Genomic DNA, 24,192 nt, shown 5'->3' with positions numbered 1-24,192 from the left:
TGCATCTCCAATAGCTCCGCCGCCACAGAGATCACGTAGACGGGACGGTCCTTGTCCATGGCCTTTAGCTCCTTCCGCTAAAGCCTCCTAACCGCTTCCATTATAAAGCAGGCACAAAGCCTAGGCGCAGGGAAGCTCGCCGCGCCGCCTCCATCACCCGGGGGGCCAGGCGGTGGGCCCCCTCCAGGGAAAGGCGGCTTGCGGGGGCGGAAAGGGAAAGGGCCGCCACCACCTCGCCGCTGGGGCCGAAGACGGGAGCCGCCACACAACGCACCCCCAGCTCCTTTTCCTCGTTGTCCAAGGCATACCCTTTCTGGCGTACGGCCTCCAGTTCCCGCCTTAGGTCCTCGAGGCGGGTAAGGGTGTAGGGGGTGTAGGGGGCCAGAGAAAGCCCCTCGGGAATCCCCCGGAAGGCCAGGAGCACCTTCCCCACCCCCGTGGCGTGCAAAGGGGCCCGGCTTCCGGGAGCGGTGAAGAGGCGCACCAGTTTGGTTCCCTCCGCCTGGTCCAGGTAGAGGACCTCCTGCCCTGCGGGCACCGCCAGGTTCACGCTCTCCCCCGTTTCCGCCGCCAGGGCCTCCATCTCCGAGCGCACCGCAAGAAGCAGGTTCTGCCTCGGATAGACCTGGCCCACGGCAAAGGCCTTGGGGCCCACCCGGTACACCCCACCCTCCTCCTCCACGAATCCGTGGCGAACCAGGGTCTGGAGAAAGCGGTAAAGGGTGCTCTTGTGGAACCCCGTCCTCCTGGCCAAGGGGGAAAGCTCCGCTTCCTTCAACTCCGCCAGGGCCTCCAAAACCTGAAGGCCCCGCTCCAGGGTCTTGGTGCCTTGGGCTCCCCTTTCCCGAGGTCTTGGCATCCTCCTTAGGGTAACCTCCCCCGGGTTGTTTTTCAACTTACAAAATAACATTTTGCTTCTTGACAAATAACCCGCCTCCCCCTTAAGCTCGGGCCACCATGAAGGGCGTGGAGATCCTTAAAGACCATCCCCTCTTAGGGGAGGTGCTCACGGAAGAGGCCTTGAGGTTCGTGGTGGCCCTGCACCGGGAGTTCAACCCCGTGCGCAAGGCCCTCCTGGAGCGCAGGAAAATCCTTTGGGAACGGTATAAGGCCGGGGAAAAGCCGGACTTTCCCGAGGAAACCGCCTTTGTGCGGGGTGGGTCCTGGCAGGTGGCGGAAGCCCCCCCGGACCTTCTGGACCGCCGGGTGGAGATCACCGGCCCCACCGACCGCAAGATGATCGTGAACGCCCTGAACTCCGGGGCCAAGGTCTTCATGGCCGACTTTGAGGACGCCCTCTCCCCCACCTGGGACAACGTGATCCAAGGGCAGAAGAACCTCTACGACGCCATCCGCCGCCAGATTGACTTTGTAAGCCCCGAGGGGAAGGAGTACAAGCTAAAGGACAAGGTGGCCACCCTGGTGGTCCGCCCTCGAGGCTGGCACCTGGTGGAGAAGCACGTTCGGGTGGATGGGGAACCCATCTCGGCAAGCCTCTTTGACTTCGGCCTCTACTTTTTCCACAACGCCCACGAACTCCTAAAGCGGGGCAGCGGCCCCTACTTCTACCTGCCCAAGCTGGAAAGCCACCTGGAGGCCCGGCTTTGGAACCAGGTCTTCAACTTCGCCCAGGATTACCTGGGGATCCCCCGGGGCACCATCCGGGCCACGGTCCTCATAGAGACCATCCTGGCGGCCTTGGAGATGGAGGAGATCCTTTACGAGCTCAAGGAGCACGCCGCCGGGCTCAACGCGGGCCGCTGGGACTACATCTTCAGCTGTATCAAGAAGTTCGCCACCACCGCCCCCATCTTCCCCGACCGGGCCCAGGTGACCATGACCGTGCCCTTCATGAAGGCCTACACCGAGCTTCTGGTGAAGTCCTGCCACCTCCACGAGGCCCACGCCATCGGGGGCATGGCCGCCTTCATCCCCAGCCGCAAGGACCCTGAGGTGAACGAGAGGGCCTTCCAGCAGGTGCGGGCCGATAAGGAGCGGGAAGCCTCCCAGGGCTTTGACGGCACCTGGGTGGCCCACCCGGACCTGGTGCCGGTGGCCATGGAGGTCTTTGACCGCCACCTGGGGGACAGGCCCCACCAGAAGCATGTGAAGCGGGAAGACGTCCAGGTAAAGGCGGAAGACCTCCTGGACTTCACCGTTCCCGGGGGCAAGGTGACGGAAGGGGGCCTGCGCAACAACATCTCCGTGGCCCTCCAGTACCTGAACCAGTGGCTTCTGGGCAACGGGGCCGCCGCCATCTACAACCTCATGGAGGACGCCGCCACCGCGGAGATCAGCAGGGCCCAGCTTTGGCAGTGGGTGCACCGGGGGGCTACCCTCGAGGACGGCCGCACGGTCACCCCCGAGCTTTATCAACAGATCAAGGAAGAGGAGCTGGCCAAGCTGGGAGGGCGGGAGGCTGGCCGCTACCGGGAAGCCGAGGAAATCCTGGACAAGCTGGTCCTCTCCGAGGTGTTCATTGAGTTCCTGACCCTGGTGGCCTACGAGTACCTGGATTGAGCCCGGGTGGCCTGGGCCAGGAAGGGGTGGGGTAGGCCCTCCGCCCCTTCCGGTAAAGTGAAGGAGGAGGTGGCAATGGGCTTTTTGGAAGAGCTTAGGGCCCTCTTCCCCCCGGGAAGGCTCCTCACCAAGGAGGCGGAGCTGGCCCCTTACGAGTCCGACGCCCTCACCGCCTACCGCAAGCGCCCCTTGGCCGTGGTGCTTCCCGAGCGGAAGGAGGAGGTGGTGGAGGCGGTGCGCCTTTGTTACCGCCATGGCGTGCCCTTCGTGGCCCGGGGAAGCGGCACCAGCCTCTCGGGAGGTTCCTTGCCCGTGGAAGGGGGCCTGGTCCTTGCCCTAAACCGCATGAACCGCATCCTCCGCCTGGACCCCAAGGCCCGCATCGCCGTGGTGGAACCCGGGGTGGTGAACCTGGAGGTTTCCCGGCGGGCAGCCCCTTTTGGCCTCTACTACGCCCCTGACCCCTCCAGCCAACCCATCTCCACCCTCGGGGGGAACGTGGCCTTCAACTCCGGCGGGGCCCACTGCCTGAAGTACGGGATGACGGCCAATCATGTGCTGGCCCTGGAGGTGGTCACCCCTAAGGGGGAGGTGGTCCACCTGGGCGGGCAAAGCCTGGAGGGCGTAGGGCCTGACCTGCACGGCTTCTTCGTGGGCACCGAGGGGCTTTTGGGGGTAGCCCTGGAGATCACCCTCAGACTCCTTCCCAAACCCGAGGCCTACCACACCCTTCTGGCCGCTTACGAGAGCCTCGAGGCCGCGGGCAACGCGGTGAGCCAGGTGATCCAAAGCGGGCTTCTCCCTGGGGCCATGGAGATCATGGACCGCTTGAGCATTGAGGCCGCCGAGGCGGCGGTGAAGGCAGGCTACCCCCAGGTGGAAGCCCTCCTCATCGTGGAACTGGAGGGCCCCAAGGAAGAGGTGGAAGAGGAAGCCAAGCTCCTGGCCCGGGTGATGGGGGAAAGCGGGGCCACCGAGGTGCGCATCGCCCAAAGTGAGGGGGAACGCCAGGCCATCTGGAAGGGGCGTAAGGCCGCCTTCAGCGCCGTGGGGAGGCTCTCCCCCGATTACATCGTCCAAGACGGCGTGGTGCCCCGAAGCCGCCTGGGAGAGGCCCTAAGGGAGATCGGCAGGCTTTCCCAGGCCTACGGCCTTAGGGTGGCCAACGTCTTCCACGCCGGGGACGGCAACCTTCACCCCTTGGTCCTCTACGACGGCAAGAAGCCGGGGGAGCTGGAGCGGGCCGAAGCCTTGGCCGGGGAGATCCTCAAGCTTTGCGTGCGCCTGGGGGGGTCCTTGACCGGGGAGCACGGCATCGGGGTGGAGAAGAAGGGGTATATGGCGGAGATGTTCGCTCCCGAAGACCTCCTGGCCATGGAACGGGTGAAGGAGGCCCTGGACCCTAAGGGCCTGGCCAACCGGGGCAAGGTGCTCCCAGGCTACGGGCAAAGCCCACATCAAGGTGGCCTGAAAACTGACCTGGGAGAGCTCTATGCCTGAGATTTTCGCCTCTTCCCTGGAAGAAGTGCGGGAAGCCGTGCGCACCCACCCCCGCCTGCGCCCCAAGGGAGGCGGGAGCAAACCGGCCCTTTCCAGCCCCCAGGAAGGGGAAACCCTCCTCAACCTCTCGGGCCTAAAGGGCATCCTGGAGTACGCCCCGGAGGAGTTCGTCTTCACCGCCTACGCCGGTACCCCCTTGAAGGAGATTGAGGCCACCTTGCGGACCCACGGCCAGTACCTGCCCTTCCACCCCCCCCTGGTAGAACAGGGGGCCACCCTGGGCGGCACGGTGGCGGCGGGGCTTTCTGGCCCCATGCGGGAGCGGTTTGGGGGCCTCAGGGACTTCATCCTGGGGGTGCGCTTCGTGGACGGGGAGGGAAGGGTGGTGCGGGGAGGGGGCAAGGTGGTGAAAAACGCTGCCGGCTTCCCCTTCCACCGCCTTATGGTGGGTTCCCTAGGCGCTTTTGGCGTTATGGTGGAGCTTTCCTTTAAGGTCTTCCCCTACCCCCGGGCCACCCGAACCCTGAGGGTGGGCTTTTCCAAACCGGAGGAAGCCCTGGCCGCCCTGGAGGGCCTAAGAACCCTGCCCCTGGACCTTTTGGCCTTGGACCTCGTGCCCCCGACTACCCTGGAGATGCGGATAGGGGGCTTTCCCGAGAGTTTGGGAAGAAGGCTAAAGCGGCTGCAGGACGTGCTGAAAAGGGAAGGCGAGGTGCTGGCGGAGGACGAGGCCCACTGGGAAAGGGTGCGGGACCTGGCCTTCCTCCAGGAAAGCCCCATCTGGGTAAAGGTACCCTCCCGGCTGGATCTCATCCCCACGTTGGAAAGCCTGCCCTTAGGGCCCCGGCGCTACATGGCCGGGGGAGACCTTCTCTATGCCGGTTTGGAACCCCATGGCCTAAAGGCCTTACGGGATGGGGGAATCCCCCATCTGGTCCTAAGGGGGGCTCAGGAGGTCCTTTTCCCCTCGCCGCCGGAAGCCTTCTTCGCCCCCATCAAGAGGGCCCTAGACCCCAAGGGCCGGTTTCCCTTAGGGTAGAGAACATGCAGCACCGCATCCCCGTGGAAACCTTGGGCAAGGAAGGAGAGGTGATGGCCCACGCCATAGAGGCCTGCGTCCACTGCGGCTTCTGCCTCCCCACCTGCCCCACCTACCTGGTCCTGGGAGAGGAAATGGACTCCCCTAGGGGCCGCATCTTCCTCATGAAGGAGGTCCTCGAGGGGAACCTTCCCCTGGAGGAAACCCTCCCCTATCTGGACCGGTGCTTGGCCTGCCAAGCCTGCGTCACCGCCTGCCCCAGCGGGGTCCCCTATGGGGAACTCATCGCCACGTTTCGCCTTCACACGGAGGGGAAACGCCACCGCTACCCCCTGGAGCAGGTATACCGCCAAACCCTCCTCCGCCTCCTCCCCTACCCGGAGCGCTTTCGGCCCCTAGCCCAGCTGGGAAGCCGGTTGAAACCCCTCCTCCAACCCCTCCCCCTGCCCAAGGCCTTAAAGGCCCCCATCGCCCTCCTTCCCGACCACCTGCCCAAGGAGGATCCCTACCAGGAGGTCTACCCCGCCAAGGGGGTGACGAAAGCCCGGGTGGGCCTCCTTTTGGGCTGTGCCCAGCAGGTCTTAAGGCCCTCCATCAACCGGGCCACCATCCGGGTCCTGCAGGAAAACGGGGTGGAGGTGGTGGCCGTGAGGGAGCAGGTCTGTTGCGGGGCGCTAAACCTCCACGCCGGGGACAAGGAAGGGGCCAAGGCCCTAGCCCGGCAAAACCTAAAGGCCTTCCGGAACGTGGACTACGTGGTCACCAACGCCGCCGGCTGTGGCTCGGGGATGAAGGAGTATCCCCTCCTTTTCCTGGAGGAACCGGAAGAGGAGGAGGCCCGGGCCCTGGCCGCCAAGGTGAAGGACCTCACCGTCATCCTGGAAGAGGTGGGCTTCACCCCTCCACCTCCCCCAAAGCCACCCTTGCGGGTGGCCTACCACGATGCCTGCCACCTGGCCCACGCCCAAGGGGTGCGGGAACCGCCCAGGAAGATCCTCAGGGCCTCCCAACTGGAGGTGCTGGAACCCAAGGAGTGGGAGATCTGCTGCGGCAGCGCCGGCACCTACAACCTGTTCCAGCCGGAAATCGCCGAGGTTCTGGGCCGAAGGAAAGCGGAGAACCTGAGGGCCACGGAGCCCCACCTGGTGGTAACCGGCAACATCGGCTGCCTCACCCAGATCCAGGCCTATCTGGAAAAAGGTATCCCCATCCTGCACACCGCAGAACTCCTGGAGATGCTCTATCTGGGCCAGGACCCCAGGGAAAAGGGTGCCACACTGGCCTCCTAGGCCAAGGGAGGCTGGGACGGTGAAAACCCTCCTCCTGGCCACCTTGCAAAAGGCCCTCGAGGAGGCCCACCCCTACCGCCTCACCCTTAAGGCCCTCCCCAGGGCCAAGCCCCACCTCATCCTGGCGGTGGGCAAGGGAGCCGCCTGGATGCTAAAAGCCGCCTTGGACCGCTATGGGGAAGTGCCCTACCACCTCACCCTACCCAAGGGGCAGGAGGCCTTGGGGCTAAAGGCCCTCTTCGCTGGCCATCCTCTGCCCGATGGGGAAAGCCTAAGGGCAGCCCAGGAGGTTTTGGAGCTCCTCAAGGGGCTTTCCCCCAAGGCCCGGGTTTTGGCTTTGGTCTCGGGTGGGGGAAGCGCCCTGTGGTGCCTTCCCCTGGGGATTTCCCTGGAGGAAAAACGGGCCTTGACGGAGGCCCTTCTAAAGAGCGGGGCCAGCATCGGGGAGATCAACGCCGTGCGCAAGCACCTTTCCCAGGTGAAGGGAGGAAGGCTTCTTTTGGCCACCCGGGCCCGGGTCCAGGTCCTGCTCCTTTCCGACGTCCCGGGGGACGACCCGGGGATCATCGCCTCGGGGCCCTTCCACCCCGACGCCAGCACCTACCTCGAGGCCCTGGCCATCCTGGACCGGTATGGCCTGGGCTTCCCTGAGGCCCGAAGGGTGCTGAACGAGGGGCTTACAGGCCGGCTTCCCGAGACCCTGAAGCCCCAAGATTCGGCCCTGAAGCGCCTCTCCTTCCGGATCGCCGGGCGCAACCTGGACCTCCTAAGGGCCGCCCAGAGGTTTCTACGCGGGGAAGGCCATCGGGCGGTGATCCTCTCCGACCGCTTTGGAGGGGAGGCCCGGGCCTTAGCCCGCTTCCACGCGGAGCTGGTGGACACCATCCGCACCCAGGGGCTTCCCTTCCGCAAGCCCCTTTTCCTCCTTTCCGGAGGCGAGGCCCAGGTGCACGTAAGGGGAAAGGGGCTAGGGGGCCGGAACCTGGAGTTCCTCCTTTCCCTCTATGCCCACCTCAAAGCCCCCCTCTACGCCCTGGCCGCCGACTCCGACGGGTTGGACGGGCCTTCAGGCGCCGCGGGGGCCCTCCTCATCCCAGAGGTCTGGGACCTGGGCCTGGACCCTAGGCCCTATCTGGAGGCCAACGACAGCCTGGGATTTTTCCAACGGGCGGGAACCCTCCTCAAAACCGGGCCCACCGGCACCAACCTCAACGACTTCCGCCTCCTCTTGGTAGACTGAAGGGGTAGAGTAACTCAAGAGCTGGGCCCGGTTCTAAAGGCGATCCTCAGAACCGTCCCGGCGCGAAAGGTTATCCTCTTCGGTAGCCGAGCCCGGGGTGAGGCCGGTCCGGAAAGCGACTACGACCTCTTGGTGGTGGTACCGCCAGAGTACAAGACCATGCGGGTTTGGAAGGACCTCTACGAGGCCGCCAGTAAGGCCAAGCGGGGTTTCAGTCTGGACCTTCTCCTGGCCACCGAGGAGGACCTAGAAAAAAACCAAGATGCCTGGATGACGGTGTATCCCCGTATCCTTCGGGAGGGCTTGGTACTCTATGCCGCATGATGCTTCGGACCCCCTGGTCTGGCTGGCCCGCGCTAAGAGCAACCTAGCCCGAGCCCAGCTAGGGCGGACCAGCCCCGAGGTGGTGTGGGAAGATCCCTGCTTTGATGCCCACCAAGCGGCCGAAAAAGCCCTAAAAGCCCTGCTGGTTGCCCTTGGGCGCTGGCCAGGCTTAATCCCTTTGCCGTGGCCGGGCGTTACCCAGGAGACTTACCCCAAGCCACGGAGGAAGACTGGGAGGAAGCCCTAGCCCTGTCAGAAAGGGCCGTTACCTGGGCAGAAACCCTTCTTCGCTCACGCCTGGAATCCGGCCCTACTTAGGCCAGGGCATCCTAGTAGACTGCAAGGATGGGATACCCAGAGCTAGCCCCGGCGCTAAAGGCCACCCTCCCCACCTTAGCCAAGGCCGGCGAGGGCCTCACCCCTGGCCCAGCAACTCCCCATGTCTAGCCTCTACGTCCACGTTCCCTTCTGCCCCACCCTTTGCCCCTATTGCGACTTCCACGTGGTGCGCCGGGGCCCAGGGTGGGTGGAGGCCTATTTGAAGCGCCTCCAGGAGGAAGCCGAAGAGCTGTACCAGGCGCATCCCCAACCCCTCCAAACCCTCTACCTGGGCGGGGGCACCCCGAGCTTTCTCCGGGACCGGGAACTGGTGGCCCTCTTCCAGGCCCTTCCCTGGAAGTGGCAGCCGGGCGCCGAGGTGACCCTCGAGGCCAACCCCGGAACCCTGAATCAAGAGAGGCTTCGCCTGTTAAGGGACCTCGGGGTAAACCGCCTCTCCTTAGGGGTGCAGAGTTTCCAGGATGGGGTGCTGCGGTTCCTGGGAAGGGCCCATGGGCGAAAAGGGGCCCTTAGGGCCGTGGAGATGGCCTTGGAAGGGGGCTTTAGGGTCTCCTTGGACCTCATCCTGGGCCTCCCCATGCAGGAGGTGGAGAAGGACCTCAAGGAGGCCACCCGCCTTGGGGTAGGCCACGTGTCCGCCTACACCCTTCAGGTGGAAAAAGGCACCCCCTTCGCCCTCCTGGGCCTGAAGGAGGATCCGGAAAGGGAAGCCTGGGCCATGGAGAAGGCGGAGGCCATCCTGGAAGAGGCCGGGCTTCGGCGCTACGAGGTCTCCAACTTCGCCAGACCCGGGGAGGAGGCCCGGCACAACCTGGTCTACTGGCGCGCGGGGTTTTGGCTGGCCTTGGGACCCGGCGCCACGGGCCAGTACCCAGGGCAAGACCTAAACGCCTATGCCTTCCGCCGCACCCACCCTCCCCTTCCCCGCTGGCTTTCGGGAGAGCCCCCCAAGGAAGAGGCCATCTCCCCCCTAGAGCACGCCAAGGAAAGCCTGATGCTGGGCCTACGCCTTAAGGAAGGGGTGGACGTGGAGGCCTTGGAGAGGAGAACCGGTCTTTCCCTCTGGCCAGGATTGGAGGCTGCCATCCAGGAACTGGTCCAGGAGGGCCACTTGCAGGTGGAGGGCTTCCGCCTCATTCCCACCCGCCAGGGCCTCTTCCTCCTACATCAGACGGTGCTTAGGCTATGGCAGGCCCTCGAGGGCTAGGCGAAGGCCAAGGCTTCCCGCGCCCGGTCCGCCAGGGCGAAGAACCGCTCCTTGGTGAGGGGAATCTTTCCCGTCACCAACCCTTTCCCGGGCTCATAGTGGGCGTGCAGGTGGATATGGGCCCGGGGAAGCCGGATGCCGATGCGCTTCAGCTGGGCATGCCGGGGGGAGACATCCGCCAGGAGGAAGGGCTCGCCCAGGGCGTCGGAAAGGGAAGCGGTCATGATGGTGGTGGGGAGGCCGTAGGGGCGCTCCATGCGGTAGATGAAGTCGGGGAAGTCCGCCTCCTTCTCGAACCGAACCCCCTTCTCCTTGGCATATTCCCGCATCCAGGAGAGGAGCTCCACCCAGGCCTCGTAGAGTTCCCGTTCGTGCGCGGCGCTCATGGTCCCAAGTATACCCTAGTAGAGGAACTCCCGGATGTCGTACCGGGCCACCCTTAGCCCCATCCGGCGCAAGGCTGAGGCCCAAGCGGCCAGCTCCGCCTCCACCTGAGGAAGGGGCTCCAAACCCAAGGCGGCATAAGGGGTACCCGGCTCTACCTGGAAAGGGGATAGGTAGACCACGTCCTCCTTCCCCAAGGGAAGCTGGGCCAAAAGGGCCAGGCTTTCCCGGCGGTGGGCCTCGGCATAGGCCACGCCCCCTGCCCCCACCAGGAGGATCACCCCCAGGGAAAGCCCGGCCTCCTTGAGGCTTCGCACCAGGGACAGGGCTTCTCTCGGGTGCCCGGGCTTGTTGAGGAGGGCCAAGAGGGGGGCGTGTCCCGTCTCCAGACCCACGTACACCCGCCCCAGCCCCAAGGCCTTTAGCTTTTCCCACCAAGAGGGTTCCTTCCTGATCCCGGTGAAAAGGTCCAGGAAACCCAAGATGGCCTCCTGGGGAAAGACCCGGCGCACCTCTTCCAGAAGGGGAAGAAGGGGCTCGCCTAAGGCCAGGGCATTGCCATCCCCCAGGAAAACCCCCTTCCGCAAAAGCCTTCCTTTTCCCAGTAGCTCCAACACCCGCTCCACATGCTCCCGGAAGGCCTTCGGGCTTCGTTTTTGAAAGGGGCGGTCCTGGTAAAAGGAGCAGAAGGCGCACCGGTTCCAGGTGCATCCCGTGGTGGCCTGGAGGACCACGGAGAGGTAGGCATCGGGAGGAAGGATGCTCACGGGCCAGACGTAGGCCCTCCGGTAGGGGGTGGGGTCCAGAAGCGCCTCGGGGGTCCAACGGAGGACCTCGGCCCGGCGCCCGGGGTCTTGGAGGTGGGCCTCCGCCAGCTCCAGGATCTCCGCGTAGACCTCCAGGGCCTCCCCTTCCCCCAAGCGGCGCCTTTTCCTCGCTTCCTCCCGGTAACGGAGGTGCAGGCTCCCATCCAAGGCCCGCTTGTAGGTGAGTCCCTGGCGAAAGTAGTGGTAGGGCCGCCCCTCCCGGTCAAAGGAGAGGACCCGATCCCCCAAGGAGAGCACCGTGGCCTCCGGGCGCAAAAGCTCCACCCCCTTAGGTTAAAGCCCCCCGGGGGTTAGGCCAGCGGCCCGTGCTGGGTCCAGGGTCTCACGTTAGGCGTCCATTTCGCCTCGAGGCCTTTAGAATAAGCCCCGTGGTACTTTCCGCCCTGAAGGGCCTCCTTCCCGCCCATCTCCTCTCCCGCCTCACCCCTCTGGGCGGCTTTGAAGCCCGGGTGTACACGGATGGAGACCAGGTCTACAAGGTATACCGCCCAAAGGAAGCCCATCTGGCGGCCCTCGAGGCTAGGAGGATGGCCCGGGCAGGCCTGGGGAGCTTTGTGCTGGGAGTGGCCCAGGTGGCAGGGCACGGGGTCCTCATCACCCGCCGCTTCCCGGGAGAGCCCTTTACCCCCAAGTCCTTTACCCCCAAAGCCCTGGCCGCCCTTTCCCACCTCTTCCTCTCCCTCCACCGCCTGCCCGAGCCCGGCTACGTGGAGCGCCAGGAGCTTCTGGAACGGCTTGAGCTATTCGCCGAAAGCCTCCACGAGATACCCGAAGCCCGCTCCCTGATCCAAACCCTAAAGCGGGAAGTGGGCATGGCGGCAGGCGTGGAGCGTCGTTTTTGCCACCGGGATGCCTGGGCGGGAAACCTCCTCCTCAAGGTGCCGGAGGGCCCTTTCCAGGAAGGCCCCGAGGTGCTCCTGGTGGACTGGGTCCGCTCCGGCGGCGACGATCCCGCCCGGGACCTGGCCCTCCTGAAGACGGGAAGCCTAGACCTTTTGGGAGAGGAAGCCGCCCGGAAAGTCCTCTTCCGCCTGGCGCGCTTCTACCCAAGGGAGGTACGGGAGCGACTGGCCTTTTACGTGCCTCTCACCTACCTCCACGACCTCCATTGGTTCCGCAGCAAAAGGCCCGAGGGGTTCCTGGAGGCCCTGGCAGAAAAGCTCCCCCGGGCCCTGGGCTTCTTCCAGGACTGCTTTCCCCCAAGAAAGCGGGCATGTTAGGCTTTGGGGGATGAGGATCACCCTGGTGGACCACCCCCTGGTCCAGCACAAGCTGGCCCACCTTCGCGACGGGCGCACGGGCGCCAAGGACTTCCGCGAACTGGCCGAGGAGGTATCCCTCCTCATGGCCTACGAGGCCATGAGGGACCTGGAACTCACGGAGACAGAGGTGGAAACCCCCGTGGCCCCCGCCCGGGTCAAGGTGCTTTCCGGGAAGAAGCTGGCCCTGGTGGCCATCCTGCGGGCTGGTTTGGTCATGGTGGAGGGCATCCTCAAGCTGGTGCCCCATGCCCGCGTGGGGCACATCGGCCTCTACCGGGACCCCGAGTCTCTCAAACCTGTTCAGTACTACGCCAAGCTTCCCCCCGACATCCACGAGCGCCGGGTCTTCCTCCTGGATCCCATGCTGGCCACGGGAGGTAGCGCCAGCCGGGCCCTCTCCCTCCTTAAGGAAAAGGGGGCCACGGGGATCAAGCTCATGTGCCTTATCGCCGCCCCCGAGGGCCTGGAGCGCATCGCCCAGGACCACCCGGACACCGAAGTGGTGGTGGCCGCCATAGACCAACGCCTGAACGACCACGGCTACATCGTCCCCGGCCTGGGGGATGCCGGGGACCGGATCTACGGGACCAAATGACGGAACTCCTTAGGAAAATCGGTGTGGCCGAGCCCCAAGGTACAGGCTGGATCACGGTGGTCTTTGTCTTCCTCCTGGCCCTCTTTTTCACCTGGCGCTTCCTGCCCCAGGTGCGCCGCTTCGCCCTCAAGGTGGGGTGGGCGGACCAGCCCAACGAAAGGCGCCTCAACCGGGAACCCCTGCCCAACGCCGGGGGCCTCGCGGTCTATGCGGGCGTGGTCTTGGCCTTGGTGGTGGCGGCCTTTTTAAGGCCCATCCTGGTGGAGCACGTTCTTATCCAGATCCTGGCCATCCTCCTCGGGGGGGCCTGGCTGGTGCTGGTGGGCTTCATCGATGACCAGTTCGGCCTTCCTCCCCTTTTTCGCCTCTTTGCCCAAACCCTCTCGGCCCTCCTCCTCATGGCGGTGGGGGTGCGGTTTGAAGCGGCCTTCGGCACCCCCTTGGACCCTGCCTTGGGGCTTTTCCTCACCTGGCTTTGGGTGGTGGGGATCACCAATGCCCTCAACCTCATGGATGGATTGGACGGGCTGGCAGGCGGGATCGCTTACATCAGCGCCATGAGCCTCCTCTTTGTGAGCGCCCAGTTCCCCTACTGGGCCGCAGGCACCCTGGTCTTGGCCGCCCTGGCCGGGGCCGCCTTAGGCTTTCTGCGGCACAACCTCCACCCCAGCCGCATCATCCTGGGGGATGCGGGGGCCTACTTCCTGGGCTACACCCTGGCGGCCACGGCCCTTCTCGGTAACCTGAAGCTCACCACCTTTTTTGGCCTCCTGCCCCCGGCGCTCTTCCTCCTCCTGCCCATCCTGGACACCACCCAGGTGGTGGTGCGAAGGCTTTTAAGGGGGCAGAACCCCCTTTCCACCCCCGGCAAGGACCACATCCACCACCGGCTTCTCGCCCGGGGGCTTTCGCAAAGGCGGGTGGCCTTCCTCCTCTGGGGCCTAGCCCTCCTCTTCAACCTCCTGGCCATGGCCTATCTGGGCATGCCCAAGGAGGCGATTTTGGCGAGCTTCTTGGCCACGGTCTCGGGCCTGGGCTGGGTCACCTACCGCCGCCTAAGGGCCCTGTGGAAGGGGGTGGAGTAGCATGAAGCGGGTGGTTCTGGCCTTTGGAACCCGGCCCGAGGCCACCAAGATGGCCCCCGTCTACCTGGCCCTGAAGGAGCACCCCTACATCAAACCCCTGGTCCTCCTCACCGGGCAGCACCGGGAGCAGCTACGGCAGGCCCTAGGGCTTTTCGGTATCCGGGAGGATAAAAATCTGGACGTGATGCAAGAGCGCCAGGCCTTGCCGGACCTGGCGGCCCGCATCCTGCCCCAGGCGGCCAAAGCCCTCGAGGAGATGCGGGCCGACTACGTCCTGGTCCACGGGGATACCCTCACCACCTTCGCCGTGGCCTGGGCGGCCTTTTTGGTGGGGCTTCCCGTGGGGCATGTGGAGGCGGGTCTCCGAAGCGGCAACCTCAAAGAGCCCTTCCCCGAAGAGGCCAACCGCCGCCTCACCGACGCCCTCACCGACCTGGACTTTGCCCCCACCCCCTTGGCCAAGGAGAACCTGCTGCGGGAGGGCAAGCGGGAGGAGACCATCCTGGTCACCGGACAAACGGGGGTGGATGCCGTGCTCTTGGCCGCCCGACTAGGCCAGCTTCCCCAGGGACTTCCTCCGGGGCCCTACGTGACGGTCACCATGCACCGCCGGGAGAACTGGCCCCTCCTGGGAGAGCTGGCCCGGGCCATGAGGCGAGTGGCCGAGGCCTTCCCCCACCTCACCTTCGTCTATCCCGTGCACCTGAACCCCGTGGTGCGGGAGGCGGTCTACCCCGCGCTTAAGGGGGTTAGGAACTTCCTCCTCCTAGACCCCCTGGACTACGGGCCTATGGCCGCCCTCATGCGGGAAAGCCTCCTCTTGGTCACCGACTCCGGGGGGCTCCAGGAAGAGGGGGCAGCCCTGGGGGTCCCCGTGGTGGTCCTCAGGAACGTTACAGAGCGGCCAGAGGGCCTCGAGGCGGGCATCCTAAAGCTGGCGGGAACGGACCCGGAAAGGGTGTACCAAGTGGTGGCAGGACTCCTGGCAAACCCGGAGGAGCTAGCCCATATGCGCCAGGCCAAAAACCCCTATGGAGATGGGAAAGCGGGCCTCCGGGTGGCCCAGGGGGTGGCTTGGCGGCTGGGCTTTGGCCCTAGACCGGAAGACTGGACTCCCTAGGCCAGGAGCGAAGCTGGTAAAGCCCCACCACCAAAACCGCACCCCCTAAGGCCAAGGCGGCAAGCCGCCCCCCCAGCAGCTCAAAGAGAAGGCCGGTGAGATACGCCCCCAAAGGCCCGGTTCCCAGCATCACCAGGCTGTACACCGCCATGACCCGGCCCCGGATCCGGTCGGGCACGGAAAGCTGCACCAGGGTATTGGCGTTGATGAGCACGGAGATCATGCCAAACCCCCCTAGGGCCAAGAAGAAGGGAGCCAGATACGCCAAAGGCAGGAAGAGGCCCAAATGGGCCAAGGCGAGGAAGAAAACCCCAAGGACAAGCCTTAAGGGCTTGGGCTTTCCCGTGAAGGCCATGATCAAGGCCGCCCCTAAAGCCCCAAGCCCCACGCTGGAAAGCAAGGCGCCATACCCGGCGGCGGAAAGCCCTAGGACCAGGCGGGCATAGGCGGGCACCAGGGTTTGGAAGTTCATACCCAAAAGGCTGGCAAAAAGTACCAGGACCACCACCCGGCGGACCAGGGCGTTTTCCAGGACAAACCGCACCCCCTCCTGCGCCTCCCGCCACCAACGGCCATCCCCCTCTTCTGCCTTCGGACCCGGGGCCACCCGACGAAGCACGAAAAGAAGGGGCAAGAAGGAAAGGGCATTGGCCAGGTAGGCCACCCCCACGCCGAAGAGGGCCATCAAGACCCCTGCGAGGGCCGGACCCAAAAGGCGGCTGGTGTTAAAGCCAAAGGAATTCAGGGCAATGGCCCCGGGGTAGCGTTCACGTCCCGCCAGCTCCACGGTAAAGCTTTGGCGCACCGGAAGGTCCATGGCGTTCAAGGCACCGTAGAGGAAGGCGAAAAGAAGCACATGAAGATACCGCACCTGTCCGGTAAGGATGAGGAGGGCCATGAAAAGGGCCAGAAACATCATGCCGCCCTGGGTGAAAAGGAGGAGGTTCCGCTTTGGGTAACGGTCCGCCATCACCCCCGCCGGCAGGGAAAAGAGGAGGGAAGGCAGAAACTGTAAGGCCACCACCAACCCAAGCCTTTCGGCGCTACCGGTAAGCAGGAGGACCAGCCAAGCCTGGGCCGCCGCTTGCATCCAGGTGCCCATCTGAGAGGTGAAGAGGGAGAGCCAGTAGGAACGGTAAAGGGGGTCCTTGAGGAGGGTGAGGGCCAACACCCCTTCATCCTACGACCGACTGACCGGTCATTATCAAGGCCGCCCGGGGCCAACCGCCTATACTTGAGGCATGTTCCAGCGTGGCCTAACCCTTTTCCGCGTCCTGGGCATCCCCATCCAGCTGGACCTTTCCCTCCTCCTGATCCTGCCCCTTTTGGCCTTCCTCATCGGGAGCAACCTACCCGTCTACCTGGAACTCTTCGGCCTGTCCCAGGACCCTACCCTCCTGCAACCCCCTTGGCCCTTTCTTTTAGGCTTGCTGGCGGCCTTGGGGCTATTCCTTTCGGTACTCCTCCACGAGCTTGGGCACGCCCTCACCGCCCGGCGCTTTGGCATCGGGACCAAGCGCATCACCCTCTGGCTTCTAGGAGGCGTGGCCCAGATGGAGAAGATCCCCAGGGAACCCCAGAAGGAACTCTGGATCGCCCTGGCGGGCCCAGGGGTGAGCTTCGCCCTGGCCCTTTTTTTCCGCATGGCCCGGGTAGAAACCGGGGCCTTGGGCTTTCTTACCCACTACCTGGCCCTGGTGAACCTGATGCTGGGGCTTTTCAACCTCCTCCCCGCCCTGCCCCTGGATGGGGGACGGGTCTACCGGGCGCTGTTGGCCTTTAGAAAACCCTACCTCCAGGCCACCCGGCAGGCCCTGGCCTTAAGCCAAGCGGTGGCCTGGGCCCTGGGGCTATTCGGTTTCGTGGTCTTCAATCCCTTCCTGATCCTCATCGCTTTTTTCGTGTACATGGCCTCGAGGGCCGAGGTGGAGGCCACCCTCCTGGCCCAGGCGCTAAGTGGGCTCAAGGTCAAGGACCTCATGACCCCAGAACCCTTGGTCATCCCCCCCTCCCTTCCCGTCCAGGAGGTCTTGAACCTGGCCTTGGTCCATAAGGTTTCCGGCTTCCCCGTGGTGGAGGAGGGGCGGGTTTTGGGGGTGGTGGGCCTCGAGGGGCTGGAGGGCGCCAACCCCCTGGCCCCAGTGGCCCACTACCTGAAGGAACCCCTGGTGCTTTCCCCCGAGGAGGACGCCCTCACCGCCTTAGAGCGCATGGCGGAACAGGGGTATGCCCGGGCCCTGGTGATGGAAGAGGACCGCCTTTTGGGCATCCTCAGCAAAACCGACCTCCTAAGGGCCTTCCAGGTGCGCATGCTGGGGCGTCCCTCACCTTGACAGGCGGAGGGCGGTGGGGTAGGTTAGGGGCGCAAAAGTATACGGGAGGTGACCATGAAGAGAATCCTTATCCTCATCGGCCTGGTAGTCCTAGGACTGGCGCTGGCCCAGAAACCCAAGGTGGTGATCGGCACGGGCAGCACCGGAGGGGTTTTCTTCTATTACGGTACCGCCATGGCCGACATCCTGAACAAAGCGGGGGTGGCGGAGGCCCAGCCGGTGCAGACCGGCGGCTCCTACGACAACCTCCAGCTCCTGCGGGACCGCACCTCGGGCACCACCTATTACTGCGCCCTCACCACCACCGACTCCGCCTATGTGGCCTACACCGGTGAGGAGCCCCGCTTCAAAGACCGCCCCGCCAAGAGCCAACGGGTGCTCTTTTACATGTACCCTTCCTTCATCCACCTGGTGACCACGGAAAAAACCGGCATCAAGGTGGTGCAAGACCTTAAGGGCAAGCGGGTCTCCACCGGCCAGCCGGGCTCCAGTACGGAAAACCTGGCCCTTCTGGTCCTCCAGGGGGCCGGGGTCAAGCCGGAAACCTTCGCCAAGCGGGAGCGCCTGCCGATAGCGGAAGGGGCTAAGGCCTTGGCTGAGGGCACCCTGGACGCCTTCTTCTGGGTAGGGGGCGTGCCCACCAGCTCCATCGTGGAGCTCTCCCAAACCCTGGCCCGCAAGGGGGACCGGATCTACCTGATCCCCATTGACCCCAAGAGCACCACCGCCCAGGTGGCCATGAAGAAGTTCCCGGGCTTGGTGGATCCTTACAAGGTGCCCAAAAACGTATACAACACCCGCACCGATGTGCCCGGGCTGGCCACGGGCAACATCGTGGTCTGCCCGGAAAGCCTGCCCGCGGAAGCCGGCTATGCCATCATGAAGACCATCTTTGAGAACCTGGATACCCTGCGCACCGCCGTGGCCGCCGCCAAGGACACCAGCCTCGAGGCCACCGCCAGGCTCTACGGCAAACTCCCCATCCCCTTCCACCCAGGAGCCGAGCGGTACCTGAAGGAAAAGGGCCTCATCAAGTAAGCCATGAAACCGCCCGGGTGCCCTGGAAGCTTCCAGGCCCCGGGCTTTTTTGGAGAAAACCATGGAGTTAGAACATTCCCAGAGCCCATCCACCCCCTTGGCCCGGTTCACCCGCTGGATCCTAATCCTTGGCGCTCTCTATAGCCTCTATCTAGTCCTCCACCCCTTTACCCCCTTAGCCCGGGCGGAGATACCCATCCTGGACATCGTTCAGCTCCAGCGAAGCACCCACGTCCTCTTCCTCCTTTTGGGAGGCTATCTGGTTTCCTTCTACCTTCCCCGGAAACGCACCTTTGGTTCTTGGGTTTATTTCCTTTTCACCCTAATCCCCCTTTATAACTTCCTGGTCCCCAGCGTCCCCGGGCTAAACTTGCCCTGGGAGGCTAAGGCGGTGGGCCTCCTTTACTGGACAGTGGCGGCCTTGCCCGCCCTCCTACCTGGTCTAAAGCGGCCCGCGGACCTCCTGGCCGTCCTCCTGGCCCTCTTCCCTACCCTCTACCAGCTTCGCTTCTTTGAGGAGCTGGTCTATAGGGCGGTGCTTCCCGAGCCCTGGGACATGGCCATGTCCTTCGGGCTCATCATGCTGGTCCTGGGCCTCGTCTACCGCCTTCTGGGTCCGGTGATGCCGGTTTTGGTGCTCTTCTTCTTCAGCTACAACCTCTACGCGGACCTCTTCCCCGGGGCCTTCAGGGGAAGCCGCCAAGGGATAGACCTCCTCCTGGGCAAGACCTATAACGAAACCGAGGCCGGCATCTACGGCCTCATCACCGGGGTTTCCGCCAAATATTTGGTCTACTTTACCCTCCTCTCCGGCATGATCGGGGCCCTGGGCCTGGGGAGGGTGGTGGCCAACCTGGCCTTAGCCCTGGTGGGCAAGCACCCCGCCACCCCGGGGCGGGTCACGGGATTGGCCAGCGTGTTCATGGGCATGTTCTCCGGATCGGGCGCCGCCGATACCCAGTTCGTGGCCGCCCTGACCAAACCCCTCTATGAAAGGGCCGGCTATGACCGCCTGGTGGCAGCGGGCTTGGTGGCCACCGCCGGCACCATCGCCCTCATTACCCCACCCGTTATGGGCTCCATCGCCTTCATCATGGTGGAGATCCTCCAGATCCCCTACCTGAAGGTGATCGTCATGGCCTTAGGGCCAGCCCTGCTTTACCTGACCGCTGTTTTGGCCTTCAACGAGTTCTATTCCCGCAAGGCGGGCCTGCCTCCTGTAGGCGCTGAGCTGGGCATGAGCCGGAGGGCCTACGCCCTGCGCTATAGCACCCTCTTCTTGCCCATCCTCCTCATCATCGCCATGCTCTACCTGGGCTACGAGGTGCGCACCGCTGCCAGCATGGCCCTCCTCTTCTTCATCCTCTTGACCTACCTGGACCCCACCCTGAGGCCCAAGGGGATAGCCCCCATCTTCCAAGGGCTAGCGGATGGCTTCCGTACCCTTCTTCCCATCGGCACCGCGGTGACCGCCGCCAACCTCATCTTCGCCATGATGGTGATAAGCGGCCTTCCCTCCAAGTTCAGCCAGCTTTTGCAACAGGTCTCCGGGGAAAGCCTGCTTCTCGCCACCCTCATCACCGCCATCTTCAGCCTGGTGCTGGGCATGGGGGTACCCCCCACGGCCACCTACGTGCTCACCTCGGCCCTCACCGCCCCCGCCATCATCGCCCTGGCTAAGCAAAACGGCATCCCCGACTCCGCCGCCCTCCTCGCCACCCACATGTTCCTCTTCTACTATGCGGTTCTGGCGGATGTAACCCCGCCCGTGGCCCTCTCCGCCTACGCGGCCAGCAGCGTCTTCGGCACCAATCCCCTGATCACCGGGGTCTACGCCGCCCGGGTAGCCCTTTCCAAGTACCTGGTGGGGTTTTTCTTCCTCCTCTCCTACTCGGGCACCGCGCTGCTTATCATCCCCGTTCTGGAAAACTCCTCCCCAGGGGAGGCGTGGCCCATGATTCTAGAACGCTTCCTTTCGGCGGCCGCGGGCATCGTGTACCTTTCCGCCTCCGCAGCGGGTTACACCCGAAGGCCCTTGAAGCGCTGGGAGGCCTGGGCTTTGGGCATTCTGGCCGTATTGCTCTTTGTACCCTACGGGCTTCTCAACCTGGTAGCCTTCCTCCTGGGGCTTCCCTTCTTCCGCAAGGGGTTGACGGGAGCGCGCAAAGAGGCTTAGCGTAAGACCGAAGGCAAGGAGGTGGGACGATGAAAAGAGTCCTCTTGGTCCTTTTGGCCTTGGCGGGCCTGGCCCTGGCCCAAAAACCCAAGGTGGTGGTGGCCACAGGTGGCGTGGGTGGCGTTTACTTCTACTATGGCACCACCCTAGCGGAAATCTGGAACAAAGCCGGGGTGGCCGAGGCCCAAGCCATCCAGACCGCCGCTTCCATTGACAACCTGCTCCTTTTAGAAAACCGCACCGGCGGGGGCACCTACTACTGCGCCACCGTGCTGCCGGACTCCGCCTATCTGGCCTACACCGGGCAGCACGACCGCTTCAAGGAAAAGCCCGCCAAAAGTGTCCGAATCCTCTTCGCCATGTACCCCAACTTTTTGCACATCGTCACCCGGGAAGGAACCGGCATCCGGGTGGTGCAGGACCTAAAGGGCAAGCGGGTGTCCACCGGAGCTCCGGGCTCGGGTACCGAGGTGGAGGCCCTCTTGGTCTTGCAAGCGGCAGGGCTCTCCCCCAAGGACTTCGCCAAGCAGGAACGCCTAGGAGCCCAGGAAAGCGCCAATGCCCTCTCTGAGGGCAACATTGACGCCTTCTTCTGGTCGGGGGGCCTGCCCACGGGGGCCATCACCGAGCTTGCGGCCTCCTTGGCCCGGAAGGGGCAGAGGATCCATCTGGTGCCCTTGGATCCCAAGAGCACCGTGGTCCAGACCTTCCAGAAGCGTTTCCCCGGCCTTGCCGGCCCCGGGGTGATCCCCAAGGCCATCTATGGTACCCGGGCTGACACCCCCACCCTCACCTTCTGGAACCTCTTGGTCTGTCCGCAAAGCCTGCCTGAGGAGGCTGCGTATGCCCTTACCAAAGCCACCTTTGAAAACCTGGCCACCCTGCGCCAGGCGGTGGCCGCTGCCCGGGATACCAGCCTGGAAAACGCCGTGCGCTTCCTGGGGGGAACCATCCCCTACCACGAGGGGGCCCTGCGGTACTTCCGGGAAGCCGGGGCCTTGAAGTAGGGCCGTGAAACCCGCTCCCTTCCCCACCAAGCTGGCCCAGCTCCCGAGGAGCTGGGCTTTTTGGTCGGCCCTGGTCCTCTTGGCCCTGGTGCGGGTGGTGTCGGTGGAAGAAGGGGCCAAAAGGCAGTATCTGCTCCTCACCCCCTGGGAAAAGGGGCAGGTGGAGTTCGTGAACACGGTCACGGGGAAACCCGTCCTTGTGGAGTTTCACCCGCTTTGGGCCTTCCAGGGCTTTCAGGCCTACACCGACCCGGAAACGGAAGCCTACTACACCGCCGGGGAATACCCCTGGAACCAGGCCCTGGCCAAGGAGCGGCGGAAGGTCCTGGCCTACTGCTCCGAAGTGGGCCTGGCCTTGAAGCTAGGGGACACCTGGTTCCGGGTGCAAAAGGGATGCCTGCGGCTACGCCTTCTCTGGCCCCCTTAATCCCGTGGCTAGCGGATCACCTGGGGTACCACGCGCACGGTGAAGGTGCGGCCTTGGCGGAAGACCTCGAGGCTCACCGCTTCCCCCGGCTTCTTGCTGTAAAGAACCCGCCGGAGCTGGGCGATGGAGGTTAGGGGCACCCCGTCCGCCTTGAGGAGCACATCCCCATCCACCCCTACCTGAAGGGTTTCCCCCGAGGGGAGCTGCAGGTAGGCAAAGCGGCTTGGGGCCCTAAGGCCCGCCCGGGCGGCGGGGCTATTGCGCTCCACCTCCTGCACCATGAGCCCGGAGGCGGGAAGCCCGTACTGCTGGCGTAACTTCTCGGGGTAGACGGAGAGGGGAATAAGGGAAACGCCAAGGCGGGGCCGGTTTTTGATGATCTCCTCCGCGGTCAGGGTCTTCCCCGCCTTGAGCTCGGGGAGGTACTGCTTCACCAGGTTGATGGGCAGGGCAAACCCCACGCCGGCGAACTGGGCGGCCCCAAACTGGCCCGTGGGGGTGAAGATGGCGGTGTTGATGCCGATCACCTCCCCACGGGAGTTGAGAAGGGGCCCCCCGGAGTTGCCGGGGTTGATGGCGGCATCCGTCTGGATCACCTGGGGCACCAGGCCCGACTCATCCCCGATGGCCCCGGGGTTCTCCCGGATGGCGGAGACGATCCCCTGGGTCACGGTGAACTCCAGGCCGAAGGGATTCCCCATGGCGATGGCCTTCTGCCCCACCCGGATGCGGTCGGAATCCCCAAGGACCAAAGGCACCAACCTCTCCTTGGGCGCCTCCACCTTGAGGAGGGCCACATCCAAAGGGGGGGCTGCCCCCACCAGCCGGGCCCGGTACTCATTGGGGTCGTTATGGAACTTCACCGTGATGCGGCTTGCCCCCTCCACCACGTGGTAGTTGGTGAGGATGTACCCCTCCTTGTCAATGACAAAGCCCGAACCCGCTCCTTCCTGAGGAGGCATCTGCAAGAAGGGGGCGAAGAACTCAAAGCCCGGGGGCAGCTGGACGCTTTGCGGACGGGTCACCACCCCCACGTAGACCACCCCGTCCCCGTACCTTTCCACGATCTCCACCGTATTGCGCTCGTATTCCAAAAGCCCGGGGTCAGAAGCCGGCCGAGGCTGGGGGCGCGGGTTCTGACCATGGCTTAGACCCCACCACAGCACTGCTCCCGCCATCAGGGAAAGAACCAGAAAACCCACGAAGGACCGACCGAGGTTCATGCCTCACCTCCTGGCTCTACCTTATGCGTACCCGGTTAGCCTCCGATTAGACGAAGACCACGGTTTTGTTACCGTGGACCAGGATGCGGTCTTCCAGGTGCCAGCGCACCGCCCGGGCCAAGACCGTGCGCTCCAGCTCCTGGCCAAGCCGGCGCATCTCCGCCACCGTGTGGCGGTGGGATACCCGCACCACGTCCTGCTCAATGATGGGCCCTTGGTCCAGCTCCTCGGTGACGTAGTGGGCCGTGGCCCCGATGAGCTTAACCCCCCGCTCGTGGGCCTGGCGGTAGGGGTCGGCCCCGGCAAAGGCCGGCAGGAAGGAATGGTGGATGTTGATGATGCCCATGGGGTAGCGGGCCACAAACCGGGGGGAGAGGATCTGCATGTAGCGGGCCAGGACCACAAGCTCTACCCCTTCCTCCTCGAGGAGGGCCAGGATCCTCTCCTCGGCTTCCTCCTTCCGCCCCTTTTCCACGGGCACATGGTGGTAAGGGATACCGAAGCGCTCCACCTCCTCCTGGTGATGGGGATGGTTGGAGACCACCATCCGGAGGTCCATGGAAAGCTCCCCTACCCGGTAGCGCCAAAGGAGTTCCAAAAGGGCGTGGGCGGGCCGGGAAACCAAGATGGCCACCCGTTTCCTTTCCGAGGCGTAGGCCAGGCGCCACTCCATCTGAAAGCGGCTGGCCACCACATCCTGGAAGGCCCTTTCTAAAGCGGGGCGGGAGAGGTCCAGGTGGGGGGTGGTGAAGGCCAGGCGCATGAAGAAGGTGCCGCCTTCCGGGTCGGTGGAATACTGCTGCAGATCCGTGATGTTGGCCCCGTGGGCGTAAAGGAACCCGGACACGGCAGCCACGATGCCGGGCCGGTCCGGGCAGGTGATGAGGAGCCGCGCCTCTTCCATAGGGGCTACTATAACCCGAGTTGCCACCCACGTTCGCTCCCTTCCCGGAAGCCGGTTGTTTGGGGAATCCTGGGGATGGGGGTAAAAGGGGGCGCCCAGGGAGAGGAGGTGCCCCCTGGACCGGGACACCCTGAAGCCGGCGCCACGGGAAGCGGTGAGGGAAGCCGTGGCTGCGCCCCGGCAGGGGGACCGAAAGGCCTTCCTGCAGGAACAGGGTGGCGGCAAGAAAGGCTACAGGCACCATCGGCCCTTCCTCCGGCTTCCCAAGGGACCAGATCCCGCAAAACCCCCTCTGGGAGCATTGTCTGGGAGGCAGTTCTTAGAAAAAAGGGGGGTGTGGGGGGGCTATAATC

Annotated in this window: 22 protein-coding genes and 1 pseudogene; 17 read left to right on the top strand and 6 right to left on the bottom strand. The window is 64.5% G+C overall.

Annotation, left to right across the window (positions count from 1 at the left end; genetic code table 11):
* Positions 1-100 precede the first annotated feature (100 nt).
* The gene (locus L0D18_RS11305) at positions 101-859 is read right to left on the bottom strand and encodes an IclR family transcriptional regulator (RefSeq protein WP_243029131.1); all 759 of its coding nucleotides are present in this window, start codon (positions 857-859) and stop codon (positions 101-103) included.
* Positions 860-957: 98 nt separating this feature from the next.
* On the opposite strand from L0D18_RS11305, the gene aceB reads away from it, so the two are divergent.
* The 8 genes and pseudogenes from aceB (at position 958) to hemW (ending at position 9,458) form a co-directional block, all read left to right on the top strand.
* On the top strand, positions 958-2,520 hold the full coding sequence (aceB, locus tag L0D18_RS11300; protein WP_243029129.1) for a malate synthase A: 1,563 nt from the start codon (positions 958-960) through the stop codon (positions 2,518-2,520).
* 75 nt (positions 2,521-2,595) lie between these two features.
* Positions 2,596-4,020 carry an FAD-linked oxidase C-terminal domain-containing protein gene (locus tag L0D18_RS11295; protein ID WP_243029128.1) on the top strand — a complete coding sequence of 475 codons (1,425 nt, stop codon included), beginning with the start codon at positions 2,596-2,598 and terminating at the stop codon, positions 4,018-4,020.
* A complete protein-coding gene (locus L0D18_RS11290) occupies positions 4,013-5,059 on the top strand; it encodes an FAD-binding protein (protein WP_243029125.1) in 1,047 nt (348 codons plus the stop codon). Before L0D18_RS11295 ends, L0D18_RS11290 begins: the two co-directional genes overlap by 8 nt.
* 5 nt (positions 5,060-5,064) lie before the next feature.
* Entirely contained in the window at positions 5,065-6,348 is a 1,284-nt protein-coding gene (gene glcF, locus L0D18_RS11285; RefSeq protein WP_243029123.1) for a glycolate oxidase subunit GlcF, read from the top strand.
* A gap of 19 nt (positions 6,349-6,367) precedes the next feature.
* Positions 6,368-7,588, top strand: coding sequence for a glycerate kinase type-2 family protein (locus L0D18_RS11280; RefSeq protein ID WP_243029120.1), 1,221 nt, complete (start codon positions 6,368-6,370; stop codon positions 7,586-7,588).
* Between the two features lie 21 nt (positions 7,589-7,609).
* Complete coding sequence (locus L0D18_RS11275) at positions 7,610-7,912, top strand: nucleotidyltransferase domain-containing protein (protein ID WP_279232366.1); 303 nt, start codon at positions 7,610-7,612, stop codon at positions 7,910-7,912.
* Positions 7,902-8,230, top strand: a pseudogene (locus L0D18_RS11270) (HEPN domain-containing protein). Before L0D18_RS11275 ends, L0D18_RS11270 begins: the two are co-directional and overlap by 11 nt.
* Positions 8,231-8,351: 121 nt before the next feature.
* Positions 8,352-9,458, top strand: a complete 1,107-nt coding sequence (gene hemW, locus L0D18_RS11265; RefSeq protein WP_243029117.1) for a radical SAM family heme chaperone HemW — start codon at positions 8,352-8,354, stop codon at positions 9,456-9,458.
* On the opposite strand, the gene L0D18_RS11260 is transcribed toward hemW, so the two are convergent.
* Positions 9,455-9,844 (bottom strand): NADH-quinone oxidoreductase subunit 15, encoded by a 390-nt coding sequence (locus tag L0D18_RS11260; protein ID WP_243029116.1) that lies wholly within the window; start codon positions 9,842-9,844, stop codon positions 9,455-9,457. The genes hemW and L0D18_RS11260 overlap by 4 nt on opposite strands.
* A gap of 15 nt (positions 9,845-9,859) precedes the next feature.
* On the bottom strand, positions 9,860-10,933 hold the full coding sequence (locus L0D18_RS11255; RefSeq protein ID WP_243029112.1) for a radical SAM protein: 1,074 nt from the start codon (positions 10,931-10,933) through the stop codon (positions 9,860-9,862).
* A 104-nt stretch (positions 10,934-11,037) separates the two neighbouring features.
* Between L0D18_RS11255 and L0D18_RS11250 the strand changes: the two genes are divergently transcribed.
* From L0D18_RS11250 to wecB, 4 genes are read left to right on the top strand one after another with little or no spacing between them, the layout of a single operon-like run.
* Positions 11,038-11,889, top strand: a complete 852-nt coding sequence (locus tag L0D18_RS11250) for an aminoglycoside phosphotransferase family protein (RefSeq protein ID WP_243029108.1) — start codon at positions 11,038-11,040, stop codon at positions 11,887-11,889.
* Between the two features lie 10 nt (positions 11,890-11,899).
* Entirely contained in the window at positions 11,900-12,526 is a 627-nt protein-coding gene (upp, locus tag L0D18_RS11245) for a uracil phosphoribosyltransferase (protein ID WP_114311957.1), read from the top strand.
* Positions 12,523-13,611, top strand: a complete 1,089-nt coding sequence (locus L0D18_RS11240; protein WP_243029106.1) for an MraY family glycosyltransferase — start codon at positions 12,523-12,525, stop codon at positions 13,609-13,611. The genes upp and L0D18_RS11240 overlap by 4 nt, the downstream gene beginning before the upstream one ends.
* A 1-nt stretch (position 13,612) precedes the next feature.
* Complete coding sequence (gene wecB, locus L0D18_RS11235; protein ID WP_243029103.1) at positions 13,613-14,731, top strand: non-hydrolyzing UDP-N-acetylglucosamine 2-epimerase; 1,119 nt, start codon at positions 13,613-13,615, stop codon at positions 14,729-14,731.
* Here wecB and L0D18_RS11230 read toward each other — a convergent pair.
* Positions 14,706-15,902 (bottom strand): MFS transporter, encoded by a 1,197-nt coding sequence (locus L0D18_RS11230; protein ID WP_243029101.1) that lies wholly within the window; start codon positions 15,900-15,902, stop codon positions 14,706-14,708. The genes wecB and L0D18_RS11230 overlap by 26 nt on opposite strands.
* Before the next feature lie 70 nt (positions 15,903-15,972).
* On the opposite strand from L0D18_RS11230, the gene L0D18_RS11225 reads away from it, so the two are divergent.
* From L0D18_RS11225 to L0D18_RS11205, 5 genes are all read left to right on the top strand, one after another.
* On the top strand, positions 15,973-17,064 hold the full coding sequence (locus tag L0D18_RS11225; RefSeq protein WP_243029100.1) for a site-2 protease family protein: 1,092 nt from the start codon (positions 15,973-15,975) through the stop codon (positions 17,062-17,064).
* A gap of 54 nt (positions 17,065-17,118) precedes the next feature.
* Positions 17,119-18,102 carry a TAXI family TRAP transporter solute-binding subunit gene (locus L0D18_RS11220; protein WP_243029098.1) on the top strand — a complete coding sequence of 328 codons (984 nt, stop codon included), beginning with the start codon at positions 17,119-17,121 and terminating at the stop codon, positions 18,100-18,102.
* Positions 18,103-18,163: 61 nt separating this feature from the next.
* Positions 18,164-20,278, top strand: coding sequence for a TRAP transporter permease (locus L0D18_RS11215; RefSeq protein ID WP_243029095.1), 2,115 nt, complete (start codon positions 18,164-18,166; stop codon positions 20,276-20,278).
* 29 nt (positions 20,279-20,307) lie between these two features.
* Complete coding sequence (locus tag L0D18_RS11210; RefSeq protein ID WP_243029093.1) at positions 20,308-21,285, top strand: TAXI family TRAP transporter solute-binding subunit; 978 nt, start codon at positions 20,308-20,310, stop codon at positions 21,283-21,285.
* A 31-nt stretch (positions 21,286-21,316) separates the two neighbouring features.
* Positions 21,317-21,712, top strand: a complete 396-nt coding sequence (locus tag L0D18_RS11205) for a hypothetical protein (protein WP_243029132.1) — start codon at positions 21,317-21,319, stop codon at positions 21,710-21,712.
* Between the two features lie 8 nt (positions 21,713-21,720).
* Here L0D18_RS11205 and L0D18_RS11200 read toward each other — a convergent pair whose 3' ends face one another.
* Both L0D18_RS11200 and purU read right to left on the bottom strand, forming a co-directional pair.
* The gene (locus tag L0D18_RS11200; RefSeq protein WP_243029091.1) at positions 21,721-22,935 is read right to left on the bottom strand and encodes a S1C family serine protease; all 1,215 of its coding nucleotides are present in this window, start codon (positions 22,933-22,935) and stop codon (positions 21,721-21,723) included.
* A 46-nt stretch (positions 22,936-22,981) separates the two neighbouring features.
* On the bottom strand, positions 22,982-23,839 hold the full coding sequence (purU, locus tag L0D18_RS11195) for a formyltetrahydrofolate deformylase (RefSeq protein ID WP_243029090.1): 858 nt from the start codon (positions 23,837-23,839) through the stop codon (positions 22,982-22,984).
* Between the last annotated feature and the right edge of the window lie 353 nt (positions 23,840-24,192).

Origin of the sequence: Thermus albus (assembly GCF_022760855.1) — a bacterium.
GTDB classification, from domain to species: Bacteria; Deinococcota; Deinococci; order Deinococcales; family Thermaceae; genus Thermus; species Thermus albus.
This window is presented reverse-complemented; position numbering and strand designations above follow the sequence as displayed.